This window comes from Stenotrophomonas veracruzanensis, from assembly GCF_032911525.1.
Classification (GTDB): domain Bacteria; phylum Pseudomonadota; class Gammaproteobacteria; order Xanthomonadales; family Xanthomonadaceae; genus Stenotrophomonas; species Stenotrophomonas africana.
Genome location: NZ_JAWJTI010000040.1, coordinates 1 through 16,187 on the forward strand (window position 1 = coordinate 1; position 16,187 = coordinate 16,187).

A 16,187-nucleotide genomic window follows, 5' to 3' on the forward strand; every position below is an offset into this window, starting at 1 on the left:
ATGGATGCGGCGACCGAGCTTACATGGACGTACTTGCAGCGGCCCCCGCAACCGGACCCACCCCGCCATCCCACGGAATGCACGCTGTTGCTGTTGCTGTTGCTTCGGCAGGTGCAGGGCGCAGCCCTGCCGAGCACCACCCTACTTTGCCTGCTCGCAGAACTTCTGCCGGTACTCGAGTGCCTTCGGCATCAGCGCCTGCAGGTTCTGGATGCGGGTACCCGGGTTCGGGTGAGTAGATGCGAACTCCGGCGGCGACTGGCCGCCACCGGCCTGGCCCATCCGCTGCCACAGCGGCACCGCCTCGCGTGGATCGAAGCACGCCGCTGCGGCCAGCATCAGGCCCACTTCGTCGGCCTGGGTCTCGTGGCTGCGCGCATAGGGCAGCAGATACCCGTAGCCCATCGCCGACATCATCATCTGTTGCTGTTGCGCATCCATGCCGCTTGCGGCACCGGCCACCTGTCCGATCTGGGTGAGCTTCTGCTGGGCCATGCGCTGTGCACCATGGCGCAGCAGTGCATGCGCGATCTCGTGGCCCATCACCACCGCCATCGCGTCGCGGGTACGCGCCACCGGCACCAGCCCGGTGTAGACCGCCATCTTGCCGCCCGGCAGGCAGAACGCATTGGCCTGATCGGACGGGATCACGTTCACCTCCCACTGGAAATCCCGCGCGAAATGCGCCGGCTGCACGCCGTGTTCCTGCGCCAGCGCGGTCTCCACCACATCGACCTTGGCAATCAGCCGCTGGGCGATGTCGCGCACATCGCGCGCGATCGGTGCGCTGGGATCCATCGGCCGTTCCTGCGACAGGATCTGCTGGTAGGCCTGCAGCCCCAAAGCGGTCTCCTGTCGCGCGTCCAGGCTGCTGTCGATCATCACCTTCTCGCCGGTGTACGGGTCCACCGTGCGGTTGGAAAACCAGTAGAACACCGCATAGCCGGCCGCCAGCAGCAGCACCCACCAGCGAATGTTGCCGAACAGGCCGCGACGCTGCGGGCCTTGGGGCGAGCGGGAAAAGGGATCATTGCGCATCAGGGGTCGTCCAGCAGGCCCCGCCGGCCGGCGGGCACGGCGCAATCTTAGTGCGCGGACGCCAGCAGCGGGTGAAGCCCGGTGCCCCTCAGATGCCCCGCACCAGGCGGAAACCGATGCGGGCGTTGGTGGTGTCCGAATCCTGTGACTGCCGCCAGGCCGCACGGGTCTGTTCGGGCGCATTGGCCCAGTTGCCGCCGCGGATCACCCGCGAACGACAGCCCGGGTTGAACCAGGCGGCGCCATCGGAGGGCGCACGCCGGTAACTGGCATGCCAGCAATCGGCCACCCATTCGCTGAGGTTGCCGCTCATGTCGTGCAGGCCAAAGGCGTTGGCCTGGAAGCTGGCCACCGGCGCCGGTCCCCACCAGCCATCGCCGTAGCCGATGAAGGCGTTGTGCCAATGCCGCCCGGACGGGGAGACATCCTTGCTGCCGGTGAAGTTGCCGCTGCCGGGCGGCGGCGTGCCAGCGTCGCCCCATGGGTAGCGCCCACTGCTGCCGGCGCGCAGTGCATATTCGAATTCGGCCTCGCTGGGCAGCCGGTAGCTGCGGCCGGTCTGCTCGGACAACCACGCCGCGTAATTCTCGGCATCACGCACGCTGACGTGCATCACCGGCGAGTTGCCCAACGCGCGGCCGCCGTCATAGTCAGAGCGCCAGTCCACTCCACTGCGGCGGATGAAGTTGCCGCTACGCTCGTCATATACCACCGAATGGCCACGCCGGGTCGCGCGCGGGCGCGCATTGGACGCCTTCACGTAACGTTCGAAATCGCTGACCGTAACCTCGGTGATCGCCATCGCGAAACCGCGATCGAAGCGCACATAGTGTGAAGGGCGCTCGGAATCACTGGATCCAGGCTCGGCATCACTGGCACCCATCTGGAAGCCGCCATGCGGCACCACCACCATCTGCGGCCCGCGCCCGCCATCACGCATGGCGTCGCTGAACACCTGGCCCGGGCGGAAGCTACCGTAATGGGTAGCGAGATCGATACGCTCGCGCAGCTGGGCCACCACCGCGTCTCCCGGCAGAGCGATGCGCACGGCCTCGGCCAACTTCTCGCGGGCCGGCTTCAGGCCCTGCGGCGTGGCCAGATCACGCAGACCGTCATCGCGCAGCTGCAGCAGCGTGGCGGCACGGATCTGCTCAATGCGCTCGAAGGCATCGGCAATGGTCGGTGACGAGTCGCGGACCTTGCTGGCTTCGGCCAGCCAGGTGCCCGCGCTGGCGAAGTCGCGCACGCGCGCGGCGTCTTCGGCGCGGCGGATCAAGCCACTCTCCGCTGCTGCCAGGCCTTGCCGCGCCCGGCTGTTGTGTTCATCCAGGGCCAGGGCCTCGCGGAAGTTGCCGATGGCACCGTCACCATCTTCACCGATCCGGTTCGACCGCAGGTCCTCTTCGCCGGCACGGTTGTAGGCCACCGCGCGCTGCGCGGTCTCGACCCGCCCCTGCAGCGCACGCACCTTCTCGTCCTTCGGCGCGAGCGTCAGCAGTACCAGCGCCTGGCGGCTGGCCTCAGCGAGGGCCTCGCGTTGCTTCAGCGGCCGCACCAGCAGCGCGTCCGCCTGCTGCTGCAGGCGCTGGCGGGCACGCTGCAGGCCAATGCGGGCCTGACGGTCATCCGGGTCTTCCTCCTGTACCGCCAACCACAGCGGAACCGCTGCGTCGGCGTCCTCGTACAGATGCCCTTCGTTGAATGCCTTCTCGGCCGCGCGGCGCAGCTGGGCCAGCGTGCGCCCCTGCCGATCAACCCGCGGCGCTGTCCACCGCTGCACATCCTCGGCCGCATCCTCGCCGGCAATGGTGACGCTGCCCTGCCCGTTCCCGAGGGCTGTGTCCACCTGCGGACCTTCCTGCGGCCGCGCGTCTTCGCCAGCAGCCGGCGCCGGCTCCGCCGTTGCCGAGGGCGACGGCGTGCAGCCGGCCAGGGCCACAGCCAGGGCGGTGCACAGCGCGGACGACAGCAGAAAACGCAAGCAGGATCTCCTTCGGCACGGATGCGGACCGACGTTAGGCTATTCTCCCCTGCCTGAGCAAACCCGAGTAGTAGGCCCTGACCCGTGGCAACCTGGATCACCACCCCCGCTGAGCTGGATCCGTACTTCCAGCAGCGTCCGACCCGCATCGGCCTGGACACCGAATTCATCCGCGAACGCACCTTCTGGCCGCAGTTGGCCCTGGTGCAGATGGCCGTCGGACAGGACATCCTGCTGATCGATCCGCTGATTCCCGGCATGACCGAAGCATTGGCGCCCTGGCTGGCCGATGAATCGATCATCAAGGTGATGCACAGCGCCAGCGAAGACCTGGTCGCCTTCAAGTGGGCCTGCGGCGTGTTGCCGCGACCGCTGTTCGACACCCAGATCGGTGCCTCGCTGGCCGGTATCGGTGGCGGCATGGGTTACCAGAAGCTGGTTGCGGAGATCACCGGGGTGGCGCTGGCCAAGGGCGAAACCCGTTCGGACTGGATGCGCCGTCCGCTCTCGGAATCGCAGCTGCAGTACGCCGCCGACGACGTCGAGCACCTGTTCGCGCTGCATGACGCCATCGATGCCAGGCTGCAGGCGCTGGGCCGCCAGCAGTGGCTGCACGACGACGGCGAACGCCTGCTGGCCAGCGTCGCCAATGACGAAGACCGCTGGCCGCACCTGGCGATGCGCTCGGCGCAGTTCCTCGATGCCGCCGCACAGCGCCGCCTGCTGCGCCTGCTGCGCTGGCGCGATGTCCAGGCCCGCAGCAGCGACCGCCCGCGGAGCTGGATCCTGGACAACGAACTGGCCGCCACGCTGGCCCGCACGCCACCGGCCGATGCCGCTGCGCTGGGCACGCTGTTCGAACAGTTCCCGAAGGCACCGCGCAAGCTCGCTGGCGCCGTGTGGCAGGCGCTGGACACACCGCTGGCCGATGAGGCCGAGGCACCGCTGGCGCTGCCGGCCAACGACAGCAACAAGCAGGCACTGAAGAAGCTGCAGGACGCGGTCGCCGAGCGCAGCCGCGAACTGGGCCTGCCGGATGGCGTGCTGGCCTCGCGCAAGCACCTGGAAAGCTATCTGGAACGTCGCCAGTGGCCGGCCGCACTGGCCGGCTGGCGCCAGCAGGAACTGGAATCGCGGCTGCAGGCCCTGCTGCCCGCACGTTGATGGCACAAGGCGCCGGACCACGCCGGCGCCCTGCACCTCGAGCCTGCTGGGGCCGTGCTAGGGTTTACCGGTACTGACAAGGAGACGTCGATGCAGACCCTCAAGATCGCGACCGCCTGCGCACTGCTGCTAACCACGTTGGGCCTGGCATGCTCTGGGCAAGCCGCACCGCTTTCCTATGCACAGGAAAAGGAGAACACAGCCAAGCTGGTGGACATCATTGACGGTGCCACCCGCGACGGTCTGGTTGCCGTGCTGGTGCCGGCCCCGTATGTCGTGCACAACGGCGGGCCAGGCGTCGGCTCTCCGGTGCCCGGCTTTCATCTGGGCAACCGCTCGACCGACCTACCCGGGTTCTCGACGCGGGTGTCCTTCCAGCACAAGGACATTCCCTCCCAGGGCTATGTGCAGCTGTTCAACACCAACGAACTGGAAACCGGCCCGCAGCGGACGGTGTTGATGGACGTGTTCGAGGTGCATCTGATTCCGCCAGGCACCTATCTGCTGAACGGTGCGGAGAACTACCGCCTGAACACCCGCGTGGCCAAGCTGAAGCCGCTGGGGACCGCGGACGAAGTATCGAAGGACATCGGCGCCACCCGCCTGGCCGACGTCGATTACCGTTTCTATTCCTGGAAGAAGGTCTGGGTACCACCCGGCGTCCTGACCGATCAGCACTCCCAGCAGGTCTGCATCTCGGTGCATGTGGCCTCCGGCAACTGCGTGGCATGGGGCACCCAGAACTACGAAACCTCGCGCCCGACCGAAGGCTACTGGGATGACAGGATCGTCCCTGAAGACATCCCTGCCGTACGCATCCAGGCGGTCATCGCCAAGGCCCACGCGCCACTGGCCTTCACTGCCAGCGAAGGGCAGATCCTGCTCAGCCCCTTCATTGTTGCCGCCGACGGCGATATCGATTTCAACGCGAACGACTGCGCACCGGTCGACAAGCTGACGGGATGCGCCCTGCGCCGCTTCACGGTGCACTACCAACCCGCGCCGCTGGACGCTGCACGCAAGCACATCGCAATCACCTCGCGCGGCCTCAACGGCAAGCAGCGCAAGGTACTGGAGCGAATGGAGGCGATGCAGCTGCAGGTGCTGGGCCCCAGTGCGCCGTCCGATGCAGCGCTGGGCAAGGGCGTCAGCGCCACGCCGTGAGCACGGATGATGCCTAGCAACGAAAAACGGCGCTCGATGAGCGCCGTTTCCGTTACACGACGGGGTAAGGCTTACCAGTTCATGTTCAACGAGACACCGACGGTGCGCGGTTCGTTGTAGACCGCGGCCATGTAGTTCTCGATCACACCCTTGAGGTTCTTCTCGTTGGTGATGTTGCGCGCGAACAGCGCCACCTCGTAGGCACCGTAGTTGCCCGAGTAGCCGATCTTCAGGCCACCCTCGAAGTCACCCTTGGAGTTGAACTCCTTGCTGTCGTACAGCACGAAGCTGGTGTAACCCTGCTTGTTCCAGTCGGTGGAGACGAACATGGTGCCGGCGTCGCTCACCGGGAAGTCGTAGCGGGCCGCCAGGTTGACGTTGTACTTCGGCGCGTTCGGCAGCGGGTTGCCGTCGATCTGCGCGAAGGTGTTGGCACCGACCTTGATGGTCGGGTCGCCGACGGTGCAGACCACCTGGCCATTGAGGCCGCAGACCTGCGCGTACACGCGCTTGTCCTTGATCTCGCTGTGCAGCAGGCTCAGGCCGGCGCTCAGGGTCAGGTTCGGGATCGGACGCAGCTCCATGTCCGCTTCGAAACCGTAGGCCTTGGCCTTGTCGGCGTTGAACAGCACGCCGTTGCCGTCCGAATCGTTGCCGTTGAGCTGGATGTCGTTGACGGTGTAGGTGAACGCGGTGGCGTTCAGGCGCAGGCGGTTGTCCCACAGGCTGCTCTTCACGCCCGCTTCCCAGGACAGGATGGTCTCGGAATCAGCGGTGGTGAAGTCGGCATTGAACACCGCCGAACGGCCCTGGATGGTCGGGCCGCGGAAGCCGCGTGCGACCTTGGCGTAGACGCTCACGTCCGGCGTGATCTGATACATCGCGCTCAGATCCCAGCTCGGGGTGGTGTCGGACATCTTGACGTCGGTGCGGCCCTTGTAGGTGACCACGCCGGCGGCAGTGTCAGCCGTCTTCAGCAGGCGGGTGTGCTTCTCGTCCTTGGTCTGGCGCAGGCCGGCGGTGACGGTGAACTTGTCGGTGAAGGCGTAGCTCAGCTGGCCGAATCCGGCCCACGAGGTGTTCTTGTTGCGCAGGCGCACCCAGTTGTTCGGGTTGCGGGCCGCGCCCTGCAGGAACCACGCACGCTGGTAGAAATCGGTGGTGTCGCTGCCGTTGAAGTAGAACGCACCGGCCTGCCACTGCAGGGCGCTGTCGTCATGGCTGGCCAGGCGGAATTCCTGGGTCCACTGGTCCAGATCACGGATGCGGCCCATCGACTGGCCATAGCCGTTCGGCACGCCGTTGACCGGGAAGTTCACCGCGGCACCGCCGTCGGTGTCGCCGCGGCTGTAGCCGGAGGTGGTTTCGTAGGCGGTGATCGAGGTGAAGTCGATCGCGCCGAAGTCGTAACGCGCCTTCACCGAACCGCCGTAGGTCTTGTAGGCCTGCGGATTGTTGTCAGCTTCGTCGTAGGCGACCTGGTCGCGCGGCACGTCGGTCTTGTTCGAGCCCTTGGTCAGCGCGCCGCGCAGGAACAGGGTGGAGGTGCCTTCGTAGTCACGGGCGTGGGCCGAGGCCAGGATCGAGAACTGGTCGCTCGGGGTCAGCAGCAGCTGGGCGCGCACGTTGCGGTCATCGAAGCCGCCCATGGCGTTCTTCTTCGGGCTGACCGTGCCGTCGGCGCTCGGGCCGCGGTAGGTGTTGTCAACGTAGTCGTCGCGGTGCTGGTACAGGGCCGACACGCGGAACGAGGCGATGTCGTTGATCGGGCCGCCGAAGCCGCCGTCGATCGACACGCTGTTGTAGGTCGCATAGCTGGCGCTGACGCGGCCGGTGTAGTCCTGGGTCGGCTTCAACGTGTCGAACTTGATGATGCCGGCGGTGGTGTTGCGGCCGAACAGCGAACCCTGCGGGCCGCGCAGCACTTCCACCTGGTCCACGTCATAGACCGGGTTGGACTTCAGCACCACGTGTTCCAGCACCACGTCGTCCTGGATGATCGACACCGGCTGCGAGGCACCCAGGTAGAAGTCGATGTTGCCCAGGCCACGGATGTAGAAGCGCGGGAAGATGCGGCCGGTGGTGGTTTCCGCATACAGGCTCGGTACGCGGCCGGACAGCGCCAGCAGGGTGTCGTCGCCGCCGGCGGTGAAGTCGCGCATGCGCTCGCCCTGCACCACGCCCACCGAGACCGGCACTTCCTGCAGGTTCTGCTCGCGGTGTTCGGCGGTCACGGTGATCGTGTCCAGCCCGGTCGGGGTCGGCGCGCTGTCCTGCGCGGCGGCACCGAAGCTGCCGACCAGAGCCAGGCCGGCACAGGCCAGGGCCAGCGGATGGCGGCGGAAGGAAACGAAGGAAGACGACATACCCGACAGACGGCGGGAATCGGAATGGGAGGGCATGAAATGCTCTGAGGAGGCGTCCGTGCGGCCTGCGCGAGCCGGGCGGCAAAAGGGAGGAGAACTGCGCAAGCCGCCATTATCCCCCAAATTGTTACGATTTCGTTGCGCGACCTCCAAGCCCGGCCAAACCAGCGGTTTCGGCACAGTCGCCGGGCATTCCGCACGCCCTGAAGGCTTGACTCAGGGCAGCGGCCCCAACGCCACATCGACCATCGCCAGCAGGCGCTCGCGGCTGATGCCGTCGCGGGCCTGCACCGAGATGCCGTGCAGCACCGTGGCGAAGTGATCGCCCAGCGCCTGCACCGCCACATCGTCGGCCAGCTGCCCTTCGGCCTGCGCCTGCTGCAGCCTCGCGATGATCGCGGCCGTGCGCTGGCGACGATGGCTGGCCAACCAGTCCCGCACGCCCTCGCCATCGGGCGAGACGCTGCTGGCCGAGGACACCACCAGGCAGCCGTGCGGCCGCCCACGCCGGGTGTAGGTCAGCACGGCTTCGCGCAGCATGGAGCCGATCGCCTCACGCAGCGTGGCCTTCTCCAGCGCGCGCGGCGCGAAGCCGCCCTCGCCTTCCTCGTACAGCGCGACGGCTTCGCGGAACAACTGCTCCTTGCTGCCGAACGCGGCGTAGATGCGTGCGGAGGCGATGCCCAGTGCTTCGACCAGTGCCGACATCGACGTGCCTTCATAGCCGTGCTGCCAGAACAGCAGCATCGCCTTGCGCAATGCCTGGTCCCTGTCGAATTCGCGCGGTCGCCCTGCCATCTGCCTGCCTGCTCCAGTGAGGCGCGCAGTGTAACGCGGGTGTTGACCATCGCGAGGGTCGCGCCTATTCTTTGTCGATCGACAAACAAATGGAGCAACACATGCAGACCCTCAAGGGCCCCAGCCTGCACCTGGCGCAGTTCGCCGGCGACCAGGCCCCATTCAACTCACTTGCCGGTATCGCCGCGTGGGCCGCCGGCCACGGCTTCAAGGCCCTGCAGATCCCGGCCTGGGATGCACGCCTGTTTGATCTGGCCACTGCTGCCGACAGCCAGGACTACTGCGATGACATCCGCGGCACCCTGGCCGAGCATGGCCTGCAGGTCAGCGAGCTCACCACCCACATCCTCGGCCAGCTGGTGGCCGTGCATCCGGCCTACGATGAACTCTGCGATGGCTTCGCCCCGGAAGCACTGCGCGGCAATCCGAAGGCCCGCAGCGAATGGGCGCAGCAGCAGCTGCACCTGGCCGCCCGCGCATCACGCCGTCTCGGCCTGCAGGACATGGGCACCTTCTCCGGCTCGTTCGCATGGCCGTATCTGTTCCCGTTCCCGCAGCGCCCGCCGGGCCTGATCGACGCGGCCTTCGATGAGCTGGCACGACGCTGGCGGCCGATCCTCGACACCTGCGAGGACAACGGCATCAATCTCTGCTACGAGATCCATCCCAGCGAAGACCTGCATGACGGAACCAGCTTCGAGCGCTTCTTCGAGCGCGTCGGTCAGCACCAGCGCTGCCGCATCCTGTTCGATCCCAGCCACTTCGTGCTGCAGCAGCTGGACTACCTGGAGTACCTGGACATCTACCACCCGCTGATCCGCATGTTCCACGTCAAGGATGCGGAGTTCCGCCCCAGCGGCCGCCAGGGCATCTATGGCGGGTATGCCGACTGGACCGAACGTGCAGGTCGCTTCCGCTCGCTGGGCGATGGCCAGGTCGACTTCAAGTCGATCTTCTCCAAGCTGGCCCAGTACGACTACCAGGGCTGGGCGACGCTGGAATGGGAGTGCTGCCTGAAGGACCAGGAAGCCGGCGCGCGCGAAGGCGCCGCATTCATCCGCGACCACATCATTCCGGTCACCGACAAGATCTTCGACGACTTCGCCGGTGCGCCGATCAGCACCACACAGATGCAGCAGATGCTCGGCATCGCCTGAGCCCCGACGGAGCACTCCCCCATGACCACTTCCCTTTCCGCTGGCGCTGCCGGCGACGCTTCGCTGCGCCACCACTACCTGCGCATCGACGGCCAGCGCGTGCATTGCGTATCTGCAGGCCACGGTGCACCGGTGCTGCTGATTCCCGGCTGGCCGCAGACCTGGTACGCCTGGCGCCACGTGCTGCACGCGCTGGCCCAGGCCGGCTTCGAAGCAATTGCCGTGGATCCGCCGGGCATCGGCGAATCCGATCGCCCCATTCACGGCTACGACACTGGCAGCGCCGCCGCCGTCCTGCACCAGACCATGCAGGCGCTGGGCCACGACCGTTACCAGGTGGTCGGCCATGACATCGGCATGTGGATTGCCTATGCGCTGGCCAGCGACCAGCCGCAGGCCGTGCGCCAGCTGGCCGTCACCGAAGCGGTGATTCCCGGGCTGGCGCCCGAGCCGGGCATCTTCGCCGCACCGGCCGACAACATCTTCCTCTGGCACTTCATGTTCAACCAGGTGGCCGATCTGCCCGAGGCGCTCATCAGCGGTCGCGAGCGCGCCTACCTGGAATTCATGTTCGATCGCTGGTCGTACCGGCGCGATGCAGTGGCCGCCGATACCTACATCGCCGCCTACAGCCGCCCCGGCGCGCTGCGCGCAGGCTTCGCCTGGTACCGCGCGATTCCGGAAACCATCCGCCAGAACAAGCTGCGCGCGCAGCGCCGGCTGCCGATGCCGGTGCTGGCGATCGGCGCCGAACACGCCACCGGCGACGCGCCGATGCTGACCCTGCAGCCACATGCCGATGACGTGCGCGGCAGCATCGTGCCGGGCTGCGGCCACTTCATCATGGAAGAAGCGCCGCAGGCATTTCTTGCACAGCTGCTGCCGTTCCTGCAGGAGGCACACCATGCAGCTTGAACCGGCGCTGCAGCAGTTCGTCGACGCCGTGGCGTCGCAGCCATTGCCCGACGACCTGCGGGAACTGCGTGCGATCAGCGAGGGTGCGCTGCCGACGCTGCAGGGGGCGCCGCAGCCGGTTGCACGCGTGATCGAGCACACGGTGATCGCACGCGACGGGGATGCATTGGAAGTCCGCCTTTACACACCGGAAGGGCTGCCCGATGGACCGGCGCCGGCCCTGCTGTTCGCCCACGGCGGCGGCTGGTTCCAGTGTTCGCTGGCGGTCTACGACGGTCCCTGCCGCGCCTTGGCCAATGCCGGCGGCTGCGTGATTGTCGCCGTGGGCTACCGGCTGGCGCCGGAACACCCGTTCCCGGTTCCACTGCATGACGTCGCCGATGCCTGGCAGTGGCTGCAGGACAACGCCGAGCGCCTTGGCCTGGACCCACAGCGGCTGGCGATCGGTGGCGACAGCGCCGGTGGCAACCTCGCCACCGCCTGCTGCCTGCTGCTGCGCGAACGGGGGCTGCCACAACCATGCCACCAGCTGCTGCTGTACCCGGCGCTGGATGCCGGCATGGGCAGCGATTCCTACCGCGAGTACGCCAGTGGCTACTACCTCAGCGCCGAACTGATGCGGCGCTGCTGGAAGGGCTATCTTGGTGATCTGCATCCGCCGCTGGCACTGGCCTCGCCCGCCCACGCAACCAACCTGCGGGGACTGGCGCCGGCCTCCGTGCTCAGCTGTGAGTACGACCCACTGCGTGACGAGGCCGAGCAGTATGCGCGGCGGCTGCAGGCGGCAGGTATCGGCTGCACGCTCGAGCGGTTGCCCGGAATGATCCACGCCTGCATCCATCTGCAGGGAGTGGCTGTTTCCACCGGCGTAGCGGTACAGCGCGCGGGGGATCTGCTGCGCCAGGCCCTGACCTGACGCGGCCGGGACGGTGGCAGATCCACGCCAGCCGCCGTCCCGGCCCGGCGCTTGGCAAGGCCGGCAGGCAGCGCTACACTGAAAGCCTGCCGTGGGGCCATAGCTCAGCTGGGAGAGCGCGTCGTTCGCAATGACGAGGTCAGGAGTTCGATCCTCCTTGGCTCCACCACTATTCAGTGCGGCAACGCACTCAGAAGGCCGGAACTCCTGAATTAGCAGGGCTTCCGGCCTTTTTCGTTGCACGGTGCAGACCGGTCCAATGCGTTGCAGCTGGTGAGACGGTGGGGGCATATTTTGGGGCATCCGCCCAATGCCCCCAAGATCGATGCCCCCACTCTCCGACCTCGCGATTCGGCGCGCTAAACCGACGGGAAAGACCCAGAAGCTGTTCGATGGCGGCGGGCTTTACCTGGAGATCTCACCCGCCGGCACGGAACCACTATGCGGCGATCACAGAGGCCCGCGAGCTGGTGCCGCTGCTGCGCGCCATCCCCGCGTATCGAGGGAGGCAGGTCACCCGTTGGGCACTGGCGCTGGCACCGCTGGTGTTCGTGCGCCCCGGCGAACTGCGAAAGGCGGAATGGTCGGAGTTCGATCTGGATGCCGGCCAGTGGCTGATCCCTGCCGGCCGCATGAAGCGGCGGCGGGAGCACCTGATCCCGCTGTCGAGGCAGGCCCTGGCCATCCTTCGCGAGATTCAGCCCCTCACAGGCAAAGGGCAGTACGTCTTCCAAGGGAGGAACAGCCCGAAGCGACCGCTGAGCGAGAACACGGTGAACACCGCGCTGCGCAAGATGGGGTTCGAGGATGACGTGATGACCGGGCACGGCTTCCGCGCTACTGCGCGGACCATCCTTGACGAGGTGCTGGGATTCCGGCCCGACATCATCGAGCACCAGCTCTCGCACATGGTCAAGGATCCGGACGGCCGGGCATACAACCGGACGAAGCACATCGAGGAGCGGGCTCGCATGATGCAGGAGTGGGCGGACTACCTGGACCGGTTGCGCGATGGGAATGTGGTGCAGCTGCGAGTGGCGTAAGGCAGTACATCTTTGCTGCCTAATTACTCGGCAACGCGCTTTCGGCGGAAGCCGCCATTGCGCTGCGTCTGATCCTGAAATTCTTCCAGCGAGGCGCCCATCTGCTGGAAGTGGGCATCGCTACCGAAGGCTTTGGCCGCTGCCATGATGGCCATAGCTCCCCGGTACATGTAGTTCCAGAGATCCTGCTGATGCTCCAGCTTCCGATAGGCGGGTGAAGACTCCACACGAAACTTCCCTGCAGGCACGTCATACAATTCCATCACATGCGGCGCGGCGGCGTGGACAAATCCGGAGTATGACTTGGTGATGATCTTTGAGACCTTAGAGCCAGTGCTCGGATCATTTCCAACGGCATGAATCGCTGCGGCTATCTTATCTCTGGGAACCTGAGGTCGACTTTGAAATGAGTTCATTGTGTCGTCGAAATCAGTAAAGTCCTCTCTCCAGAAATAATCCAAAAAATCCAGATGCCGCTGCGTCATTCCATGAGAAATGCCAACGGCAAGGAATGTGACATCCTCTGCTGCCTCATCTGCCATGCGCTCCAACGCCCCTTGCGCCAAAACGACCCCAGACTCACAGAGCTGCAATGCGCCATTCAAGAAATTAAGCATTGCTGCTAGTTTCAGGATTATGGCGTGCTCAGCATCTTGTACAGGGAAACGGAACACGGACCCGTTTCTTCCAGCCATTCTGCGCTGAGGCTTGGTCATTGCCCCTTCAAAATCCCGATAAATTGCGGTCATTTCAACCAAAAGGGCACGGTACTGTTGCAAGAGATCCGGCTGAGTTTGCACGGTCAGATTCCTATTGAATCAAGCGAGTCTCTGAGATTTTCGGCAATTGTCAAATCCCAGATACTCCTCTACTCAATCTACTTCGCCCTGCCCTGACCCACGCCTTCATGGGATCCCTCGCCCTAGGCTTGGTCTCCTTCAGCGGTCGGCGCGGCTCCAGCGCTTCCTCGATCCGCTCGATCTCCTTCGCTCCGGCCTCAGCAAGACGACGGGCCTGTTGCTGCTGCTCGCGAGTCGGCGGCAGGCCGGGCAATGGCGGGGCCGGCTGGATCGGCGTGCTGTCGGTCAGCCGGGCGACGGCCTCGCGAAGGGGCAGATCGGGATAGAGCCTGGCAGCGCACCAGCGCTCGGCGTAGCGCTTGCCTTGGGCGATGCTGGCGGCCGGAACTTCCTTGATCTGCCACATCTTCCGGGCATCCAGACGCACGCGCACAGCGCCATCCTTGCCGTGTCTGATGTTGGCGATCTGTCGACCGCCCCACCACAGCACCCAGCTCTCCCCCATCTGGACCCAGCCAGACGAAACGGGAGCGGTGTGGAAGCCTTGGTAGCCGTGCGAGGGAAGCATGGCCGGAAGGATACTGCCGGCTGTCTCAACCGCTGCGACTTGCTCAACGGTCAGTCTTAACCGCTCAGCCTTGCATACCTCCGCTGCGGTACGGTTCCAAGAGCACTTGCAAGAGGTGGGCCGGCAAAACGCCGGCCCACCAAGCAGAGATCAGCAACTGGATGTCGAATGCAGGCTCTAGTAGGCAGTGCAGGTAATAATTACATTTACACCAGCACCTGAGTTGTCCGCACTTTCAGTGCAGTACATTTTCTGACCACTAGTCGGACCGGTAACGGTTGCCCCTAACGAGCTGACCCACTGCACGAACTTAAATCGATCAGCTGGATTATTGGTGAAGTCATAGTACGTCGTCTGGCCAATCCCACCGGCCACCTTGCCAGGAGTCTCTGGCACGAAATTTCCGGCAGCGTCGCGCACGGTATTGGGTTCGTGAGACAGCCTTTCGGTCGTCGGATCCATGATGGCGATGACCCTCGATCCATCCGGAAGGATCAGCGTTACTGAGACCACCTTGGGGGGCAAGCTCAACAGATGCTGATCGATCAGGCCACGCACTGCTTGGGTTACAAGATTGAGAAACGCAGACTTGGTGTGGGCTTGTGCCATCACCACTTCTCTCATCTGTGGATATTGCACGAACTCGTATGCGTTATTCGGAACTCCTGGGCCGGGTTCGATTACTATCTGCGAGCCCCAAACCTGTTGTGCCTTGAACGCATAATCCGTAAATGCCGACTCGGGAACATCCGGGAACACCTTTACAACGCTCTGGCACCCAACCCCGCCACCCGGAGGACAGGTATCACCTGGAGGTCCATCTTCCTTGGACGTCACAAACTTGGCGATGACTCCATTCTGACGATTGACATAGTACTTGTACCCCCAAAAAGGTGCCTCCTCGGCATTGGTATCAAGCCATGCCGTATTCTTCATCTGATCCAGACTGCAGCCGTCACAGGATTTCAAGGTATCTTGCGCATTTGCCGCCGCATGAAAACCTAAACCTGAAATCATCAGGACGCCAGAAACAACGAAACGCACTAGGACTCTTCCAAAGACCATGATGCTCTCCTTTGTCACCCTCAACCATGGAGGCCTCGGGGAATCTAGCAGAACTAGTACGACAGTGAACCGTCCATCCCCCACGCCCCCCCACGGCTACTCTGTCCGGCAACTCCATAGGGTGCAGTGCCTGCTATAAGCTTCCTAGGTCCTTCACCACAGCCTGGCCCTGCTGCAAGAACCCGATCAGCAGACGGCCGCCAGCGACCTGCCGGCCCATCTGCTCGTTGAGGTAGTTTGCCTGGAGCCGTCCCGCCGCCATCAAGTCGACCTGCAGCATGCTCGGCGCCACACCTTTGAGTGGATCACCTGGTGATGCGAACTGGCCGCCGATCGGCTGCACTGACGTAGCCTGCCGGCTGTCGCTCTTGGCGTAGGCCGTGGCCATCATCCTGCCGCATCTGGGCGACCAGCCGCCCAGGACAATCTCGGTCCCCAGCTGTTCGATAGGCAGGTCAGCCTCTGCGGCCGCCTTCTCATAGTTCAACCACAGTTGGTCCATTACAGGCCCCATCTCGGCAGAAAGCTGCTCGATGGAGAAGTCGGCCCGGAAGCTCGCCTGCAGAGCCAGCTCGTAGATCTTCAGAAAGAACTGGGCCCCGCCCTCGTAGCCAGCAGCACGTTGTGCTGAGGTATCAGGAGAACCTTTGCACCAGCAGATTGAGCGCCTGTCAGCGCATCCTCTGCAAGCGTATCCACAGCAACGACAAGCTGGTCACGGCTGATCAGAACGTTGAGGACGCTCATAGCGGGCTCGTCTAGACGTCCGCGAACTATCGCCTTCCCCGCCCTGCCTGTCGAGACCACCATGAGCGCCGAGATCAATGAAATCCTAGACCGCCTCCAAGCCTGCGAGGCCGGACTGGAAATGCACCGCGGCTACCTCAAGGCGATGGAGTACGCACTTCGAATGTGTGTACTAACCCACCCAGAGCCTGAGAACCTCTCTCATGCATGGAGTGAGCTCCTTCCTAGCATCGCGGCCAAGCACAGGGACGGTGGTGGCGATCTCTTCGCCGCTGCCTTCCAGCAATCTCTAACAGTTCTGACCGAGCAAATCGGCGACGTTCGCACCTGATCGTCACTCGGCGGGTGCCGGCGCGGTGCTGCTCACGCGCCCCCGGGTTGAGCTGCCTGCGGCCCCGGATCCGGCACAGTCAGAATGCCCGCAACGGCGGACGCGCGGTATCGGGCAACCACCCACTGACGTTC

At 64.8% G+C, this 16,187-nt stretch carries 14 protein-coding genes, 1 tRNA gene and 1 pseudogene; 8 read left to right on the forward strand and 8 right to left on the reverse strand.

What is annotated here, in order from left to right; genetic code table 11:
• Positions 1-141: 141 nt before the first annotated feature.
• Complete coding sequence (locus tag R1H25_RS17695; protein WP_049447620.1) at positions 142-1,038, reverse strand: M48 family metallopeptidase; 897 nt, start codon at positions 1,036-1,038, stop codon at positions 142-144.
• A gap of 88 nt (positions 1,039-1,126) precedes the next feature.
• A complete protein-coding gene (locus R1H25_RS17700) occupies positions 1,127-3,019 on the reverse strand; it encodes an SUMF1/EgtB/PvdO family nonheme iron enzyme (RefSeq protein ID WP_317224219.1) in 1,893 nt (630 codons plus the stop codon).
• A gap of 84 nt (positions 3,020-3,103) precedes the next feature.
• On the opposite strand from R1H25_RS17700, the gene rnd reads away from it, so the two are divergent.
• Complete coding sequence (gene rnd, locus R1H25_RS17705; protein WP_154349402.1) at positions 3,104-4,183, forward strand: ribonuclease D; 1,080 nt, start codon at positions 3,104-3,106, stop codon at positions 4,181-4,183.
• Positions 4,184-4,273: 90 nt separating this feature from the next.
• A complete protein-coding gene (locus R1H25_RS17710) occupies positions 4,274-5,347 on the forward strand; it encodes a hypothetical protein (protein ID WP_057501886.1) in 1,074 nt (357 codons plus the stop codon).
• Between the two features lie 71 nt (positions 5,348-5,418).
• Here the strand turns inward: R1H25_RS17710 and R1H25_RS17715 are convergent, their stop codons facing one another.
• The gene (locus tag R1H25_RS17715) at positions 5,419-7,749 is read right to left on the reverse strand and encodes a TonB-dependent receptor (RefSeq protein ID WP_049447624.1); all 2,331 of its coding nucleotides are present in this window, start codon (positions 7,747-7,749) and stop codon (positions 5,419-5,421) included.
• A 180-nt stretch (positions 7,750-7,929) separates the two neighbouring features.
• The gene (locus R1H25_RS17720; RefSeq protein ID WP_317224220.1) at positions 7,930-8,511 is read right to left on the reverse strand and encodes a helix-turn-helix domain-containing protein; all 582 of its coding nucleotides are present in this window, start codon (positions 8,509-8,511) and stop codon (positions 7,930-7,932) included.
• A gap of 101 nt (positions 8,512-8,612) precedes the next feature.
• Between R1H25_RS17720 and R1H25_RS17725 the strand changes: the two genes are divergently transcribed.
• From R1H25_RS17725 to R1H25_RS17745, 5 genes and pseudogenes are all read left to right on the forward strand, one after another.
• Positions 8,613-9,668, forward strand: a complete 1,056-nt coding sequence (locus R1H25_RS17725; RefSeq protein ID WP_317224221.1) for a sugar phosphate isomerase/epimerase family protein — start codon at positions 8,613-8,615, stop codon at positions 9,666-9,668.
• Between the two features lie 21 nt (positions 9,669-9,689).
• The gene (locus R1H25_RS17730) at positions 9,690-10,583 is read left to right on the forward strand and encodes an alpha/beta hydrolase (RefSeq protein ID WP_317224222.1); all 894 of its coding nucleotides are present in this window, start codon (positions 9,690-9,692) and stop codon (positions 10,581-10,583) included.
• Positions 10,573-11,499 (forward strand): alpha/beta hydrolase, encoded by a 927-nt coding sequence (locus R1H25_RS17735; RefSeq protein ID WP_317224223.1) that lies wholly within the window; start codon positions 10,573-10,575, stop codon positions 11,497-11,499. Before R1H25_RS17730 ends, R1H25_RS17735 begins: the two co-directional genes overlap by 11 nt.
• Positions 11,500-11,592: 93 nt before the next feature.
• Positions 11,593-11,668, forward strand: a tRNA-Ala gene (locus R1H25_RS17740).
• Between the two features lie 253 nt (positions 11,669-11,921).
• Positions 11,922-12,542: pseudogene (locus R1H25_RS17745) on the forward strand (tyrosine-type recombinase/integrase); the annotation flags it as partial.
• Between the two features lie 23 nt (positions 12,543-12,565).
• On the opposite strand, the gene R1H25_RS17750 reads toward R1H25_RS17745, so the two are convergent.
• From R1H25_RS17750 to R1H25_RS17765, 4 genes are all read right to left on the reverse strand, one after another.
• Entirely contained in the window at positions 12,566-13,342 is a 777-nt protein-coding gene (locus tag R1H25_RS17750) for a hypothetical protein (protein WP_317224224.1), read from the reverse strand.
• Positions 13,343-13,391: 49 nt separating this feature from the next.
• The gene (locus R1H25_RS17755) at positions 13,392-13,910 is read right to left on the reverse strand and encodes a hypothetical protein (RefSeq protein WP_317224225.1); all 519 of its coding nucleotides are present in this window, start codon (positions 13,908-13,910) and stop codon (positions 13,392-13,394) included.
• Between the two features lie 177 nt (positions 13,911-14,087).
• Complete coding sequence (locus R1H25_RS17760; RefSeq protein WP_317224226.1) at positions 14,088-14,975, reverse strand: hypothetical protein; 888 nt, start codon at positions 14,973-14,975, stop codon at positions 14,088-14,090.
• A 133-nt stretch (positions 14,976-15,108) separates the two neighbouring features.
• A complete protein-coding gene (locus R1H25_RS17765) occupies positions 15,109-15,477 on the reverse strand; it encodes a hypothetical protein (protein ID WP_317224227.1) in 369 nt (122 codons plus the stop codon).
• Between the two features lie 306 nt (positions 15,478-15,783).
• Between R1H25_RS17765 and R1H25_RS17770 the strand changes: the two genes are divergently transcribed.
• A complete protein-coding gene (locus tag R1H25_RS17770) occupies positions 15,784-16,053 on the forward strand; it encodes a hypothetical protein (RefSeq protein ID WP_317224228.1) in 270 nt (89 codons plus the stop codon).
• Positions 16,054-16,187: the final 134 nt, after the last annotated feature.